Origin of the sequence: Cellvibrio zantedeschiae, from assembly GCF_014652535.1 — a bacterium.
Lineage (GTDB): Bacteria > Pseudomonadota > Gammaproteobacteria > Pseudomonadales > Cellvibrionaceae > Cellvibrio > Cellvibrio zantedeschiae.
In genome coordinates this window covers 286990-303224 of sequence record NZ_BMYZ01000002.1, presented here as the reverse complement: position 1 = coordinate 303224, position 16235 = coordinate 286990, and the positions used below count along the sequence as shown (strand labels likewise).

Genomic DNA, 16235 nt, shown 5'->3' with positions numbered 1-16235 from the left:
ATCATCGAAGCGGCGAGACTCATCCATTCGCTGCTACCCAACGTATTCATGAAAGTTTCCACAATTACAGGTTCTATCATGAAGCGCATCTACCCTATCCTGCTTGCCTGCGTCACCTTGGCGTTGACATCCTGCTCCAATATCCAACTTTCCGACTACGCAAAAAATCAGCCCACACTAATTCCGCAAGAATTTTTTAATGGCAATATTACTGCACGAGGCGTTGTGAAAAACCGTAGCGGAAAAGTCACCCGTTATTTCACAGCCACTATAAAAGCCTCGTGGCAAAATAATATTGGGACGCTCGATGAAAAATTCGTTTTCAATAATGGTGAAGTTCAATACCGAACCTGGAAACTTAGCCCTAGCCAACCCACAAAATTCACAGCAACTGCTGGTGATATTGTGGGCACGGGCCTGGGACAATTTGCAGGCAACGCAATCAACTTAAATTATGTGTTAACTGTAAAGTACAACAACTCTATGATTAACCTGAGCGTGGACGACTGGATGTGGCGCGTAGATGAAACGACAGTGTTGAACGAATCAACACTGACAAAGTTCGGATTTAAAGTTGGAAGCGTGCAATTGGTGATGGAAAAAGACCGGTAGTTGCTTTACAGCTTAATTTTTTTTCGCAAGGCCAAGGCTGGGGATTCAACAAATTCCCACGACAAATAACCTAATATCAAAGCGAAAATCACCGACAACACAGCATTAAGTTCCGGAGTGCAACCCGGAACAAAATGGAGCACAAGTTGCTGCACCGGCCAACCATAAAGATAAACACCATAAGACACATCTTTCTTGGGGCTCCATTTAAGCTGCGGAATATAAACTAGATAAAAAGTCGCGTAGACCAAGGTTATAAAATAGAAATAAATAAATTTATCTGTTTTGCAAAAGGCAATACAGCCAATAATCATCAACGCCAGAATGGGGGCAGATAACACAATCGATTTACGATAAATCCAGCAAAAGGCTCCAGCCATAAAAAACGGCGCCAGATTTTTCCAGCTCTTATCCATTGGAAAGTGTACATAGGATAATAAATCAAAGGAGTAGGCCAGCCCAATTGCAACACAGGCCAAAAGATAGCGCCCCGGCTTCAACAACGACAACACGCCCAATAGCGCAAGGCATGCGTAAAGTCGTATTTCATAAGGTAATGACCAAATAGAACCATTAACGGCTTTATCTGGATGAGTTTCAAATACACCCGGCAAATAATATTTATTAGTTAGTAGAGACACGTTGTATTTCAAGTATTCCCAAACTTCGGGACGAGAAAAATAAGATGATTCCGTCGTAAGCAAGAAACCAAGTACAAAAACTGAAAGCAGCACGCATACAATAAGCGCAGGGTAAATTCTTAAAGCACGAGCAATCACAAATTGGCTAAACGAATTTCTTTCCCAACTTGCGCAAATTAAAAAACCGCTAATAACAAAAAACACATCAACGGCTACTGCCCCCGCAAAGCGTGACTTGAGCAACTGCAAAATTAGATCTGGATGACCAGAACCTAATATCGGATAGGAATGCCCATAAATAACCAACAATGCAGCAATTAAACGAATAATCGTAAAGTTATTATTGGACTGCTGGCTATATGAATCAATTGTATTCAATTCCACGGTTTCCTTTAATACATCAAACAACTGGTAGACATCTTAATATTTAAGAGTTTTTCTGGCACAACGCTTACCTCAGCAGGGCTGTAGATAAATTTGATACCTTTGTATTCGCCGATTGCCTCTCGGGCAAAGAAAGCCTTTTGAGCAACGTAGGATTTTGCACCCACATCACCCACAATCAAAATTTCTTTAATCTCAGCACCTTTCAATCGCTCGGTCTCAAGGCGTGAATTCAAGGTAACAACAGCATTGCGCTGACAAACACCTTCTACATAAAAAAACTTTTCTATTTGGTAAAAGCGCACAAACACAAAAAGCATCACAACCACCAACAAAACTTTTGCAGCCAGCCCTGGAGGTTTACTCACAGGTAAGGTCTTGCACCATAAGCCAGCCAGCAAGAGTGAAAACGGAATTGTCGAGGCATATAAATAATGGGCTCCCGGTTGCGGCAGCATAAGTACGGGCAATAAAAATATAAAATAAAAACCTATATATAAAACACCACGCAAAAGTCCGTAGCAATAAATCAAAATCCCCACAAGAGCTGCATGAACAAAAAAACCAAACCAAACCGGTTTTTGTGACAGTACAGATATAGAGACCATATCCGTAGCGTTATACATAAAGGGGTAGCTAAAATAATAAAGCGCGTTAACCGGCAAGTTGGAAATGCTCGGTGTATACGTGGACACACCGCCACCATGCAAGGTAACCATTAATGCGGGAATACGATAAATAAGATAAGCCAGCGCAGGCAAACCCAGGAAAACAGCAAGCACATACAAGCTGCGATTTCTCAAAAACTGACCGCTTTGCTGAAAGGACAGATAACAGGCTAATACCAACAACACTGCAGGCAGCATTAATGCAGTTTCTTTTGACAGCAGTGCAGCGCCCAGCGATGCACAAACACCCACCAAGGCCAGCGCTTTATATTTTCCGTAGCAAAAATAATAAGTCGATATCGCGGCCAGCAATCCCCAAAAAGTGTAAACACGGTCCACCGATGCGCCTAACCAAGCCGTAGAATAAATCGAGAGCGGTGAACAAACGTAAGCAATTAACGCAACTAATGAAAAACGCCAGCTGTTGGTAATGCGTAGTAATAAAAAGAAAAATAGTAATCCTGATCCCAAGTGAATAGACAAATCAATCAAATGCGAAACCCACGGCAAATCCATCATGAAGATGGACGCAAATCCTTGCTCCAAAAAACTAACCGGGCGCATGGGATATCCAAACTCAGGACCTGGATTTATTTTTCCATAAGCCGCTGCAAAATTTCGGAAACCAAATTCTTTAATATGATCGTATTTTTGCCACTCATCGTGGTTATAAAAACCAGGGTTAGAAATAGCGGGAATGTGGGCAATAATTGCGCCGAGCAAAATAATACAAAGTACAGCCCACTTTATATTTGAAACCTTAATCATAGGAGCACCTTGTCTCGGTATTAGCGGAGGTCTGATTCACTTAGCAGCGCTTTATTTACAGTAAAAATTACATCATCACCAAAACGATGGGATTGAAACAGATGCACACCCGGTTCAAAACTTTCCAACTCACGGTAATGTTTTACCGGCTCAGCGCACCAACCGGTTTCGTCATTGACGCAAAGAACAATATTTTTATACCCAAGATATTTAAACGCAGAAATCCAGGCCAGGGGGGCAGATACACTTTCAGAAAAATGGTTTTTATATTCGATATTCTTTTCAAGCTTTTTAAAAACGGCTTGAGCTTCAGGAATAGACACCATGATGTAAACCCTATCAACCTCTTCCTCTGCATAAGGAACACTGAGCTTGATCTGATTTACAAGGCTATGAGTAGCATTCGCATAGGAACCTATGGAGGTATAACTGACCTCTCCCATTCGGAACCCGAGCACCAGAATTATTAGCAAACCCGCAAACCGGTAGTATTGTGAATATGCTTTAACTACCAATCCAAAAAATAAAGCTGCAACCCAAAAAGTTAAGGTTGTGCGCTCTTGAACAATAATTCCTACCGGAATTGATGACACATAAATAGCCAGGGCGCAAAACAAGCTAACAATTATTGTTAAAAAAGCGTTGATTGACCGACATGAAGCAACTATATAAATAACAGCAATAACTAAAACACCAACTTTTGAAATTGCTAAATACTTCGCCATGTGACTCATAAAGTAAGTATTAGCTTGCTTGATATTAGTGAAGATATCCGAAAAGTGATGAATGGGATGTGGGTTACGCCAACTGGCGATACGGATAAAATCACCGGTATACGCATACACAATCAAGTTTGTTATTAAATAACCGAATACAAATGACAGCATCCAAATAATACATAAGCGCAAAAAATACTTGGGTGTAATCCTATCCAGATAAAGCAACGGCAATAAAAAATAAAACGCGCTAAACGAGCCAAAAAACAGGCAGGCAAAAACAGGAAAAAATATATAGTCGGGGATTTTTTTAGATTCGAAGGTTGCCGCCGCTAAAAAAATAAAAGCCAACAATAATGTATCGGGCCACTCTAACTGCACCGCCAACACAGGAACATTGAGAGCAAGAAGCGCAAGCGCTAAACAATAGCGTTTATTTTGTATAACTCTGTAACTAGCAGAATAAACAAAATATCCCAAGCAAAAATAACTTACTGCAACGCATAATGCGGGTGGTGTAATTTTTAAAAGCTTGAAAAACACATAGTTAAGCCAGCGTCCTTCTTCTGACAGCTTATCAACATACGTGGTTACATAATGAATGGAATCCTGGCGCCAGACATCCACATTTAATAGTGCGGTCAATTGTCCCAGCAGCAGCAAAAACAAACTACCGAGTACAAATATTTCTAAGTAAGCCAAATAACGAGAAAAATGCGAATCCTGTTCAAAGTTGAACATCCCTTTTAAATACATCAATTAGTGAACCCTTTCGTATACCATAAATAAGTGAGATAAATTTGCATCAACATCGCCAGGGATTTTGGAAACCAACTTCCATTGGTTAGCTGAAAGTTCCGGGAAGTGAGCGTCCGCGCCATCAACATTGGCGTCTATGCGTGTGAGATAAACCCGGTCTGCAATCGGCAGCGCATGGCGATAAATCTCCGCGCCGCCAATCACCATAATTTCTTCTGCAAGGCTGTCTTGTTCATTGCGAAACTGTTGTCCAATTTCCAATGCTTCTTCAACACTCTTGGCAACCAATACGCCGGCGAATTTCCAATCTTTTTGACGCGTGACGACGATGTTGGTGCGACCGGGGAGCGGCTTTCCAATGGACTCAAAAGTTTTGCGACCCATGATCACCGGTTTACCCAGAGTGACCGATTTAAAATATTTTAAATCTTGCGGTAAATGCCATGGCAGTTCGTTGTTGCGGCCAATGGCATTGTTGTTGGCGGTTGCGACTATAAGTGAGAGTTTCATGATGGCGACCAGCTTTGCGCTCGATGAATGATTTTTGGATTAAACCGCAATCGGCGCTACGATTCTTGGATGCGGTTCATAGCCTTCAAACACAAAATCATCCAGCTCGTAATCAAAAATACTATCAGGGCGGCGCTTAATAATTAATTTCGGGAGCGCTTTTGGAGTACGACGCAATTGCTCGTAAACAATCTCATCATTGATGTGATTGTTGTACAGATGACAATCGCCAAACGTATGCACAAAGTCGCCAACTCCCAAATCACATTGCTGCGCAATCATGTGGGTAAGCAAGGCATAGCTGGCGATATTAAATGGCACCCCCAAAAAGAAATCGGCGCTGCGTTGGTAAAGCTGGCAGGAAAGTTTTCCTTCAGCGACATAAAATTGGAATAGTGTGTGGCATGCAGCCAATGCCATACGGCCTTGTTCAGCATTTTGCTGGGGGCTTTGGGATTCATCCGGCAAATCAGCGGGATTCCAGGCGCTCACAATAAGACGGCGTGAATTGGGACGAGTTTTGATTTGCTCAATGACTTCGCTAATTTGGTCGATGGTTGAACCATCCGGGCAGGCCCAGGATCGCCATTGTTTGCCGTATACCGGGCCGAGGTCGCCATCTGCTGTGGCCCACTCGTTCCAAATATTGCACCCGCGCTCTTTTAGCCAGGTTACATCCGTACGCCCCTGGAGAAACCACAGTAACTCAACAATAACGCTCTTCAAGTGCACGGTTTTAGTGGTCACCAAAGGGAACCCTTCGTTCAGGTCAAAACGCATTTGACGACCAAAGACGGAACGGGTACCTGTACCTGTGCGGTCGCCACGGGTAATGCCGTTATCGACCACGTCGCGCATAAGCTCTAAATATTGCTTCATAACCAAAATCCACAAAACATCGAAAATTATTGGGGCGCTATGCTATCAGTTTCCACCAGCTTTTTTTGTGTTAAATGTTTTTTGCGCTCCAGATAATAGGAGTACCCCAACAGCCAGACGCCCGCGACAAACATGGGCACAGACAAGAGCTGACCACGGGTAATAAAGCCCAGTAAATCAAAGCCTATATCCGCGTCCGGTTGGCGGAAGTTCTCCACAATCGAACGAAAACTGGCGTAGAGCACCAGAAACAACCCGCCGACTGCTCCGCGTGGACGCGGCTTGGCAGAGAACCAAAAGAGCACAATAAACATCACCAAGCCTTCAAGAGTGGCTTGGTACAGTTGCGAGGGATGGCGAGCGACGCCTGCAGGGTCCTCTGCCTTTGGGAACACCATTGCCCAGGGAACATCACTAACACGACCCCATAGTTCCTGCCCGATAAAATTTCCGAGACGACCGAAGCCCAACCCCAGCGGAACCAAAGGCGCAACAAAATCCATCAACGCCAGATAGGGCACGCGAATACGAGTGGCGTAGACATACATGGCAAGTAGAACCCCAATCAAACCACCGTGAAAAGACATACCGCCTTCCCAAACGCGGAATAACCAGAGTGGATCACTCATCCAGCGGTCGAAATTGTAAAAAATTACATAACCCGCACGCCCCCCCAAAATCACGCCGAAAGCACCGTAAGTGACAAGGTTTTCTACTTCCACTTTGGTGATGGGCGAATGGGGTTTTCCGCTACGATACAGCGCCAGCAGCCAGGCTGACAAAAATGCCAGCATATACATGATGCCGTACCAGTGGACCTCCAACGGCCCTATGGATTTACCGATAATATCGAAAGGCCCTATGGATACAGCGACAGGATTGAAATTGGGAAATTGGAGCATGTCAGAAACCTTACCGGTGAGATATCACCCGCAGAATATTGTATGAGGAAACAAAAGAAGAGAAGCTAGAGCTAGCTTCCCTATTCTTCAAAATCATCCGAACCCATTGGGCGAATCAAACGTGCCACATCGGCGTCATTCAAGGCTTGCTCTACACGTTCACGAATCTGGTCAGCGTTGCCCATAGCCATAACTTCAGCCAACAAGTCTTTTGCGAGAGTTGAACTAATCCCACGAATTACCGATTTCACTTTGGGCAAGTTGGTCGCACTCATGGAGAGCATATCGAAACCCATGGCCATCAACAAAATTGCCGCACCCGGGTCACCTGCCAATTCACCGCAGATACTGACGCTAATACCTTCTGCATGAGCCTCAGTCACAATATGTTGCAGCGCACGCAAAACGGCTGGATGGAAAGCCTGGTACAAATCTGCAACGCGCGCATTGTTACGGTCAACAGCCAGCAAATATTGCGTCAGGTCATTACTACCAACTGACAAAAACTCAGACAAAGCGGCCAGCTCACGCGCCTGGTACACCGCAGCGGGAACTTCAATCATAGCGCCAACGGGCGGCATTTTGACCTTGTAGCCTTCTTCAACCAACTCTTTATATACGCGGGTGATAAGCGCTTTTGAAGCTTCCATCTCTGGAATGTTGGTGATCATTGGTAACAAAATACGCAAGTTATCCAAGCCTTCGCTGGCTTTAATCATTGCTCGCACTTGCGCGAGGAAAATCTCCGGATGATCGAGTGTTACACGAATGCCGCGCCAGCCGAGGAAGGGGTTGTCTTCTTCAATAGGGAAGTAAGGAAGCGCCTTATCACCGCCAATATCGAGGGTACGAATCGTCACGGGTAATGGAGCGAATGCCGCTAATTGTTCGCGATAAATCGAACGTTGCTCTTCTTCGGATGGAAAGCGGTCACGCATCAAAAAAGGAACTTCAGTACGGTACAGACCTACACCTTCCGCACCGCGCTCGAGTGAACGCACCACGTCAGCCATCAAGCCGGTGTTTACCCAAAGCGGTAAACGATAGCCATCATTGGTTTCGCAGGGTAAATCTTTAAGCGCTTCCAAACCTTTGAACAGCACCTGCTCTTCAAGGTCGATAGCGGTGTAGTGTTTGAGAATATGCTCGTTCGGGTCGCTATAAACCGCGCCACGGTAGCCATCCACAATAACCGGGCGGCCATCCATTTGCATGAAGGGCAAATCAACAGCACCCATAACAGTGGGGATATCCATCGCTCGCGCAAGAATGGCGACGTGGGAGTTGCTTGAACCCTCTACCGAAACCAAACCGACCAATTTTTCTTTGGGGATTTCACCCAACATGGACGCGGTCAGTTCTTCGCCAATCAAAATAGTTTTGTCGGGGAAAACACGTTTCTTGCGGTTGGACTCTTGCAGATAAGCCAGCACACGACGACCCAAGTCGCGCAAATCGGTTGCCCGCTCGCGCAAGTAGGGATCATTCATGCTGTTGAAAATTTGTTCGTGCTCGAGGATAACCTCGCTCCACGCAAATGACGCATTGGCACCCTTGCGGATACGCTCGGTAACTTCGCCACCTAAGGAGGCGTCGTCCAACATGGCAAGGTACGCATCAAAAAGCGCGCGCTCTTCGCGATTCAAGCGCTCTTTAAGTTGTGCTCCAAGGCCTTTGATATCTTCACGCACAGCCATAAGGCAACGCTGGAAGAACGCGATTTCCAAATCCACATCTTCACAAGGCTTGAAGGAAACTGAGCGCAAATCAGCTTCCGGTGCGATAACTACAGCCTCACCTATGGCGATACCCGGCGCACCGGCCACCCCCATAAAACGAGCCTGGGTAGCAACTTCATTTTTGCCACTGTTAACACCGCCGGTTGCTTCCGCGTGGGCAATTACGCCGGCGAGTTGTGCAGACATGGTAACGAGAAAGGCTTCGTCACCCTCATCAAAACGGCGCTGTTCGACTTGCTGTACCACCAATACGCCAAGCACTTTACGCTGGTGAATAATAGGTACACCAAGGAAGGAGCTATAACGCTCTTCACCGGTTTCGGGGAAATATTGGTAACTGGGGTGAGCTTCGGCTTGCTCAAGGTTGATAGGTTCTTCGCGAACAACTACGCGCCCAACCAAACCTTCACCCGCTGCAAGGCGCACATTGCCGACTGCATTTTGGTTGAGGCCATCAGTCGCCATGAGTACGTAGCCGCCGTCGTCATCGCGCATGTAAACAGAACATACATGGGTACGCATGGCGCTTTTAACGCTCGATACAATAATGCCCAATGCCGACGGCAAGTCGCGCGCGGCATTCACTTCCTGGACAATCGAGCGTAGCGAATTCAGCATAGAAACTATTTAAACCTTATTTAATTTTTATGTGCAGCTCATTATGGGGGCTATGGAGATAAACCTTTCAATTTACTTTTTATTATCTGACGAGAGAGCCAATCAGTTAATACTTAGCGGCCAACCATCAACTCCAGCTCTAACTGAGCATGGACAAGCGAAAGTTCTTTTAATGCCCGACGATAAACATCTTTCTTAAAGGAAACCACTTTCCCAAGCGGATACCAGTAACTCACCCAACGCCAATCATCAAACTCGGGGCGGCCACCGTTATTCAGGGAAATACGCGAATCATCGCTGCGCAAGCGCAACAAAAACCACTTTTGTTTTTGACCAACGCACAAAGGTTGGGAGTTATGGCGCACCAGACGATCCGGCAAACGATAACGCAACCAACCGCGGGTACAGGCTAAAATTTCTACATCTTGTGGATGCAGACCCACTTCTTCGTGAAGCTCACGGTAGAGTGCCTGCTCAGCGGACTCGCGCTCGTTAATACCACCTTGCGGAAACTGCCAGGCATCTTGCCCGCCTACCCGACGCGCCCAAAGCAACTGACCCTGGTCATTCGTCAAAACAATGCCCACGTTGGGGCGAAAACCATCGCTATCTATCACGGGAGTCATCCCTACAAAATGTTAGGCTGTGGAACAGCTTTTTCCGCACTATAACAGGCTTATGCAAAGCCGCAAGTCCTCGCTGATACTGAGCCTGAGTAAATCTTTGTTGAGCCGCCAGAACACACTGGTTATGCTAAGCGCCCTCATCCAAGCTACTTATTTTGTTCAAGAAGGTAACCTGTGCGTCTCGCTATTTTTGATTTAGATAACACTCTTATTGCTGGCGACAGCGACCATAGCTGGGGCGAATTTCTCGTCCAGAAAAAGTTGGTTGATGCGCAAACTTATGCCGAGGCCAATGACCGTTTTTACCAACAATACAAAGCAGCGACGCTGGATATTCATGAGTACCTGAGCTTTTCACTCGCACCACTCACTCAATATTCGCTGGATGACCTCGCCGTGTTACACGCGGAATTTATGCGGGAGCTTATTGAGCCAATGATGCTGCCCAAAGCTAAAGCACTTTTGCAGCAGCATCGCGACCAGGGCGATTATTTATTGATCATCACAGCCACCAACAGCTTTGTGACTCATCCTATTGCAGCCCACTTGGGTGTTGACGATATTTTGGCCAGCGATGCAGAAATAAAAGATGGCCGCTATACCGGTAAAGGCACGGGAACGCCCTGCTTTCAAAGTGGCAAAGTGGTTCGCTTGCAAGAATGGCTGAAACAGAAAAACTACAACCTGGATGATGCGTATTTTTATAGCGATTCGATTAATGACCTGCCGTTATTGGAGCAAGTGCCCAACCCGATTGCTGTAGATGCCGACGAGCGCCTGAGCAAAATTGCGCTGGAACGCGGTTGGAAGCACATAAGCTTGCGTGATTAAGCTGTCCCAAAATAAAAACCGCTCATGAGAGCGGTTTTTTCAATCGATTAAAATCTTAATCGATTTTGCGTCGCGTTAAATAAAACACCACAACCAACAAACCAAACCCTACCGCACCAAGCGCATAATAATTTGCGCTAAAACGCGAAGCAATTTGCCCGGCAGAACCACAAATAGAATTGTCGGGATTATTCACCTCATAAGTTACTTGTACTTTTTCACCCGTTAAAGCCTTTGCGCAAGATGCCACGCACGCATTACTCGCGCCCAGGAATTCTTTGCCTTCAAGATTAAAGCGATAATAAACCAAACCGGCATTCGAGCAATTTTTGTTGGTGATCTCTGCGTCTACACGATTGGCGTTATCAACCAAGGCTTGAGTATCACGTTGGAAATGTTTGTTTACTGCCGCAAAAACACCAACAAGTGCGAACACCAAAATGCTGAAAAAGATACGAAATATAATACGGCGTTCGATGGACAACATGATTGTTTCCTGTTTCGCGAAAAATTTATATACAGATGTTTACGCCAAATAAACCCGCGCAAACACCGCTTTCAAATAATCCGTTTCAGGAATTGCAGGATGCACAGGATGATCCGGCCCCTGCCCGCCCTGCCCGATAATTTGCACATGGCGATCCAGATGACGGCCCGCAGCGCGCACAATCTCCACCAAAGTATCTTTACCCAAATGCATCGAGCAGGAACCCGCAACTAACAATCCATCGCGCCCCAGCAAGCGCATGCCGAGCTCGTTGATGTGGCGATAAGCTGCTTCGCCCGCTTTTTGGTCTTTGCGTTTTTTGATAAAAGCAGGCGGGTCAAGTACGACTATGTCGAAGCGCTCATCTTCTGCGATTAAATGTTTTAACACTTCAATCGCTTTACCTTCAAAACAAGTGATTTTGTCGGCGACGCCATTAAGCTCCGCGTTTTGCTCCACGAAATCCAATGCAGATTCAGAAACATCGACGCAATAAACTTCGCTCGCACCAGCAACCGCCGCTTGCACACCCCAACCGCCGATATAAGAAAACACATCTAACACACGCTTACCTTGAACATATTGCTGCAATTGCGCGCGGTTAACGCGGTGATCGTAAAACCAACCGGTTTTTTGTCCGCCGTGAACCGGTGCAAGAAAACGCGTTCCGTTTTCAACCAGTTCCACTACTTCTGGAACTTCGCCGTAAACAACTTCGGTGTACTCAGGCAGGTTTTCCAATGCACGCGCGCTGTGGTCGTTGGCGAGCAAAATACCCAGAGGCTTAATCACCTGTACGAGCGCTTCAATAATTTCGTTTTTAACCAGTTCCATTCCGGCGCTGGCAATTTGCACCACCAGATAATCGCCAAAGCGATCCACCACCAAACCCGGTAGCAAATCAGAATCGCCGTACACAAGGCGATAGAAAGGCTCATCGAACGTGAGCTCACGCAACGCTAAGGATTGCTTGAAACGGTGGACAAGGAGCGACTTATTGAGCGGATGTTTTTCATCGCGGTTGATAATACGCCCGCAAATCAAACTGGTTGGATTCATCAGTGCAATGCCCAAGGGCTTGCCGCTGTGAGTCGTCACCAAGGCCTGCTGTCCCATTTCAAATTGTTTGAGTGGCGAGCGCGCAACATCCACCTCGTTGCTGTAAATCCAGAGGTGGCCAAGTTTTAAGCGGCGGTCGGCTTGGGCGTTAAGAATTAGGGTAGGTAAAGACATGGGGAATCCAGAAGAAGGCGGAAAAAGAGCGGATTATATCGAGAATCGACGAAGAACACCCAAATCATTTGGACGTGTCACTGTCCTCGATGACGTACGCTTTCATGGTGGGCGAAGCGCGTAACCTAATCAGCATAAGCGCCCGAAATTCAAATTGAATGTAAAAATGTCGAAATATTTAACAGGCATCCCTGTTTCTATATTTCAAACGTGCCGGAAAGCCTGCAATACGGACGCTGGTATGCGGTTTGCTTGCTCCCAGAAAATGATGGCCGTCTCGCCATAGCGAGAGTTGGTTATTACTGGTTCAATCATCAACTTAGGGAAAAACCAATGAAGAAAAACACATTTATTCAAGCGATTGCCTTGTCTGCTGGGCTTATTACTGCAGGAGCAGCAAGCGCCGTTCCGTTCACCATCTCTATGGTTGCTGACAATGACTTTGCTATTTTTGGTGGAACATCAACAAGCATCAACAATGTGCTTTACCAAAACAACAAAGTTTGGATGGACCAGATTCCGGCGCTTTCAACTCTAACATTTGATCTTGCTCCCGGCGACACCACCTTTTATGTATTGGCTATGGGCGGCGGCGGAGAAGAGAATATCAGTGGCAAAGTTAACGGCATAAACATAGCCAGCATTCCAGTGTTTATGAGTGGTGAAGTTCGCCCTTTCCTCAGCGGTTATGATCTAGGCACCGTTACCAACGGAACTTACAATGCCAGCTTGGTTGACGTACAAGCGGCATTTGCGCAAACAACATGGGGCGCAGCAATCCCAAACAGCAACGAAACCGTTATCGTTGCAGCTGGGTTTGGTAGCGGCTATCGTTTTGATAACACTACCGCTCACCTTTTTAAATTTGGCGCAACCTCTGTTGGCGTTCCCACAACAAGTGTTCCAGAGCCAGCGGGAATTGCTCTATTCGGACTCGGCCTTGCTGGTCTTCTGGCAGCTCGTCGTCGCAAAGCTTAATAAGCTAACACCGGAAACAAAAAAACCTGCCTGCGAGCAGGTTTTTTTGCTATACAGCCCGCTCCCCCGAAAAAGCTTTTATCCCGCAAATCTCTAAGGCCTAATTGCCCTACTTGGAGAGTGTTACGGCTAAGGTTTGCTTCGTACCAAATTTCTTCTTATCTTCTTCAGTCGCGCCTTCTTTGCACTCGCCTTTCATCCACAGGTTGTAAGGTGCAACGCTGGAATCTATTTCCAAAAAACCTTCGCGACAGTAGCCCAAGCGTTCTACGACGTAACCGGTGTTTTCCAGCAAGCGTTTGGGCGTGGAGCTGCTGATAGGTACGCCACCACGATCAACATCACCACGCTGAAAACCGCCACGTTCGACTTTTACTCCATTCGCAATTCGGTCTTCTGGCAGGCGCAGGCGATAGACGAACATCTTGCTTGTGTTCGGCATAATCTCGATTTCCAGGGTTTCCACCAGTTTGGTATCGGTATAGCTGCGGCCGGGCGTTCCACAGGCCACCAAACATCCACAAACCACCACCAAAACAGCACCTAAAACCTTAGCCGACAACATATTTTCTCCTGGTCAGAAAGCAGTTCACATTTAGGGTTAAGAAGCCGAAACCTTGGCCGATAACCTTTTCAGAATCCTTACGACAACCGTTTCGGTTATGAATTTCGAAGGTACTTATAATTCTTGTGGCGGGAGTTTGTCATGCCTATTCGATCTCGGCTACTGCGTTTAATGATTATTCTAGCGACAACGAGTTTTGCTGCTGACGGCTGGGCAATGGGTGACTTTAAACCCGTGCAACCCAAAGCTACAGCGAGTGCGGGCGAACCGGCGAACACAAGCCTTCCTTTTGACAACCAAAGTATTCCCAAAGCGAGCACTACTGCACCGGTAGAAGAGGTAACGCCTGCACCCAAGCCGACTGCAACCGTGGTCGAATCCAAAGCGGAGTCTTATCAACGGGGCAACAACCAGTGCCGCAGCAACGAGAACAATTTACTGCAAAAATCTCTGCTGTTGACTGCTTTCCCACGTATTAATCCAAGTAGTTCCAACGCTGGCGCGCTGAACGATGCGGAACACCAACTACCGCAAATGCTGGGTGAGCAGCTGGTTGCCAAAAAGCGTGCAATCGCACCCGTACAATTAAATGCGAGCCTTCCTTCGCCTGCACTGAGTGATGACACTTTGCTCGCACAACAAATTCAGAAGCTCGCGCGCAATCAACACACACAGCTGGTGTTAACCGGCGAAATAATTGATATGGCGATGACGCATCCCGAAGCCACTTACAACCCCGGTTTATACACGCGCTTTTTAAACGGATTATTTGATTTTATTGAAATGAAAAATCGTTTTGACAAACGCGAACGTGTGTTTAGCTTTCAGGTTAATTTGCGCGATGGCTTTACCGGCCAAACACTTTTTAGCAAACGTTACGACACCTACGGCATTTGGGGTTTAACAAAAGACGTTGGATTCGGCTCACCGCTATTTTGGAAAACCGACTACGGCCAACAAATTAAAGGGCTAGTAAAAATGGCCTCCAAAGAAGTGGGTGCTGTTGTCCAATGCCAACCTTATATTGCGCAAATTGATTCACGTCCCGGCCAAACCCAAATTTTATTGCAGGGCGGCGCCAATAACGGTTTGCGCTCGGGCGATACACTCGCACTCTACCAAATGGTAGTGCAAGGCTCCGAGACAGATTATGACAAACATGAGGTTCGCTTGGTAAACCGCAATGCGGCAATTGAATTGCGCGAAGTTTATCCCTCGCACAGCATTGGCGTAATCAGTGGGACCAGTTATTTAACCGGACAGTTTTTAGCCGTATCACCTTAGACCTTGCGTCTTTACGCATATTTATTTTTTGCCCGCTAGTAGAAAGCCCGCAACAGGTTAAAATAGCGCACGATCATTGCTATTTTAACCTTGCGCAAACAAGCGCAATCACAAAGGCTTTCCCCATGGATTATCTTCGCAAAGCAATTTATGTAATTTTCGGTATCACTTTATTGGGCTTTGCTGGTTTGCAATTTAATGATCCCGATCCACTGATATGGGTGAGCTTTTACGTTATTTGCGCACTGGTGCCCTTGCTATTGGTGGCCAACAAATTTTATAAACCACTGTTCTGGTTTTCAGTAGCAATTTGTATGTTGGAAATTATTAACAGCGCACCCGGTGCCTACCAGTATTATTTGCATATGACAGAAGAACCCTTGATGCAGGGAATGAATCCACAGAAGCCTTATATTGAAGAGTGCCGCGAATTCCTTGGTGCATTGATCGCTTTAGGGCTAGTTGCGATTTCTGCTTTGATTGCGCGCGTAAAATTATTTAAATAATCATCGCAAACTGTTTGCATAATGTTTGGTGCGCCTTGGATTGGTTAACAGCAACCTGAATGGCCACATTAATAAAACACTTAAGATCAACGCGGTCAAAATACTAAAGCCTATATCGTTCAAACTGAGCGGAATACCGGGTTTAAAATTTTCGCCGACTTTTTTCAAGGTATCCCAACGTGCCGGGTTAAACATAAACCAGGCGCGTTGATAAATATTTCCGTTCTGCAAAGTTGTAATGGTTTTCTTAAGCTCTTCATATTCGTGCATGGTTTGCACTTTCTGTTCCGCATCTGTGCGCACGACTGAATTCGAATTAGTCCGCAAATCATTAATCATTGCATAGGCATCTGTATAATGATGTTTGGCGGCGTTTTCTTTGAATCCTTCAACCTGACTCTCGATAGCAGCGAAATAGCCACTAACATATTGTAAGTAGTGATCCGCTAAAATCGGCACTTGGAAAAACAATAACAAAAGCGCGCCGAATACAATTTTATCAAATATATTAATAATGAAATTCAAGCCC

17 protein-coding genes are annotated in these 16235 nt (G+C 46.0%); 5 read left to right on the top strand and 12 right to left on the bottom strand.

Annotated elements, in window-relative coordinates; genetic code table 11:
* Positions 1 to 78 precede the first annotated feature (78 nt).
* Entirely contained in the window at positions 79 to 612 is a 534-nt protein-coding gene (locus tag IE104_RS12100; RefSeq protein WP_189418909.1) for a DUF3833 domain-containing protein, read from the top strand.
* 5 nt (positions 613 to 617) lie between these two features.
* On the opposite strand, the gene IE104_RS12095 is transcribed toward IE104_RS12100, so the two are convergent.
* From IE104_RS12095 to rppH, 8 genes are all read right to left on the bottom strand, one after another.
* Positions 618 to 1631 carry an acyltransferase family protein gene (locus tag IE104_RS12095; RefSeq protein ID WP_189418907.1) on the bottom strand — a complete coding sequence of 338 codons (1014 nt, stop codon included), beginning with the start codon at positions 1629 to 1631 and terminating at the stop codon, positions 618 to 620.
* Positions 1632 to 1645: 14 nt separating this feature from the next.
* Entirely contained in the window at positions 1646 to 3073 is a 1428-nt protein-coding gene (locus IE104_RS12090; protein WP_189418905.1) for a hypothetical protein, read from the bottom strand.
* A gap of 20 nt (positions 3074 to 3093) precedes the next feature.
* Positions 3094 to 4548, bottom strand: coding sequence for a hypothetical protein (locus IE104_RS12085; protein ID WP_189418903.1), 1455 nt, complete (start codon positions 4546 to 4548; stop codon positions 3094 to 3096).
* Positions 4549 to 5058 (bottom strand): dihydrofolate reductase, encoded by a 510-nt coding sequence (locus IE104_RS12080; protein WP_189418902.1) that lies wholly within the window; start codon positions 5056 to 5058, stop codon positions 4549 to 4551.
* Between the two features lie 39 nt (positions 5059 to 5097).
* A complete protein-coding gene (locus IE104_RS12075) occupies positions 5098 to 5937 on the bottom strand; it encodes a thymidylate synthase (protein ID WP_189418900.1) in 840 nt (279 codons plus the stop codon).
* A 26-nt stretch (positions 5938 to 5963) separates the two neighbouring features.
* Positions 5964 to 6839: a prolipoprotein diacylglyceryl transferase gene (lgt, locus tag IE104_RS12070; RefSeq protein WP_189418898.1), complete on the bottom strand. Its 876-nt coding sequence runs from the start codon at positions 6837 to 6839 to the stop codon at positions 5964 to 5966.
* Positions 6840 to 6919: 80 nt separating this feature from the next.
* On the bottom strand, positions 6920 to 9196 hold the full coding sequence (gene ptsP / locus IE104_RS12065; protein ID WP_189418896.1) for a phosphoenolpyruvate--protein phosphotransferase: 2277 nt from the start codon (positions 9194 to 9196) through the stop codon (positions 6920 to 6922).
* A 113-nt stretch (positions 9197 to 9309) separates the two neighbouring features.
* Positions 9310 to 9813: an RNA pyrophosphohydrolase gene (gene rppH / locus IE104_RS12060; protein ID WP_189418894.1), complete on the bottom strand. Its 504-nt coding sequence runs from the start codon at positions 9811 to 9813 to the stop codon at positions 9310 to 9312.
* Positions 9814 to 9996: 183 nt separating this feature from the next.
* Here rppH and IE104_RS12055 point away from each other — a divergent pair, with 183 nt between their 5' ends.
* Entirely contained in the window at positions 9997 to 10653 is a 657-nt protein-coding gene (locus IE104_RS12055; protein WP_189418892.1) for a histidinol-phosphatase, read from the top strand.
* A 55-nt stretch (positions 10654 to 10708) separates the two neighbouring features.
* Here the strand turns inward: IE104_RS12055 and IE104_RS12050 are convergent, their stop codons facing one another.
* Positions 10709 to 11140: a hypothetical protein gene (locus IE104_RS12050; RefSeq protein ID WP_189418891.1), complete on the bottom strand. Its 432-nt coding sequence runs from the start codon at positions 11138 to 11140 to the stop codon at positions 10709 to 10711.
* Positions 11141 to 11179: 39 nt separating this feature from the next.
* Entirely contained in the window at positions 11180 to 12373 is a 1194-nt protein-coding gene (locus IE104_RS12045) for a class I SAM-dependent rRNA methyltransferase (protein ID WP_189418889.1), read from the bottom strand.
* A gap of 333 nt (positions 12374 to 12706) precedes the next feature.
* Here IE104_RS12045 and IE104_RS19035 point away from each other — a divergent pair, with 333 nt between their 5' ends.
* Positions 12707 to 13351: a PEP-CTERM sorting domain-containing protein gene (locus IE104_RS19035; RefSeq protein ID WP_229837879.1), complete on the top strand. Its 645-nt coding sequence runs from the start codon at positions 12707 to 12709 to the stop codon at positions 13349 to 13351.
* A gap of 109 nt (positions 13352 to 13460) precedes the next feature.
* Here IE104_RS19035 and IE104_RS12035 read toward each other — a convergent pair whose 3' ends face one another.
* On the bottom strand, positions 13461 to 13916 hold the full coding sequence (locus tag IE104_RS12035; protein WP_189418887.1) for a hypothetical protein: 456 nt from the start codon (positions 13914 to 13916) through the stop codon (positions 13461 to 13463).
* Positions 13917 to 14057: 141 nt separating this feature from the next.
* On the opposite strand from IE104_RS12035, the gene IE104_RS12030 reads away from it, so the two are divergent.
* The gene (locus IE104_RS12030; protein WP_189418886.1) at positions 14058 to 15200 is read left to right on the top strand and encodes a flagella assembly protein FlgT middle domain-containing protein; all 1143 of its coding nucleotides are present in this window, start codon (positions 14058 to 14060) and stop codon (positions 15198 to 15200) included.
* A 125-nt stretch (positions 15201 to 15325) separates the two neighbouring features.
* Entirely contained in the window at positions 15326 to 15706 is a 381-nt protein-coding gene (locus tag IE104_RS12025) for a transmembrane 220 family protein (RefSeq protein WP_189418884.1), read from the top strand.
* Here the strand turns inward: IE104_RS12025 and IE104_RS12020 are convergent, their stop codons facing one another.
* Positions 15707 to 16231: a DUF2937 family protein gene (locus IE104_RS12020; protein ID WP_189418882.1), complete on the bottom strand. Its 525-nt coding sequence runs from the start codon at positions 16229 to 16231 to the stop codon at positions 15707 to 15709.
* Positions 16232 to 16235: the final 4 nt, after the last annotated feature.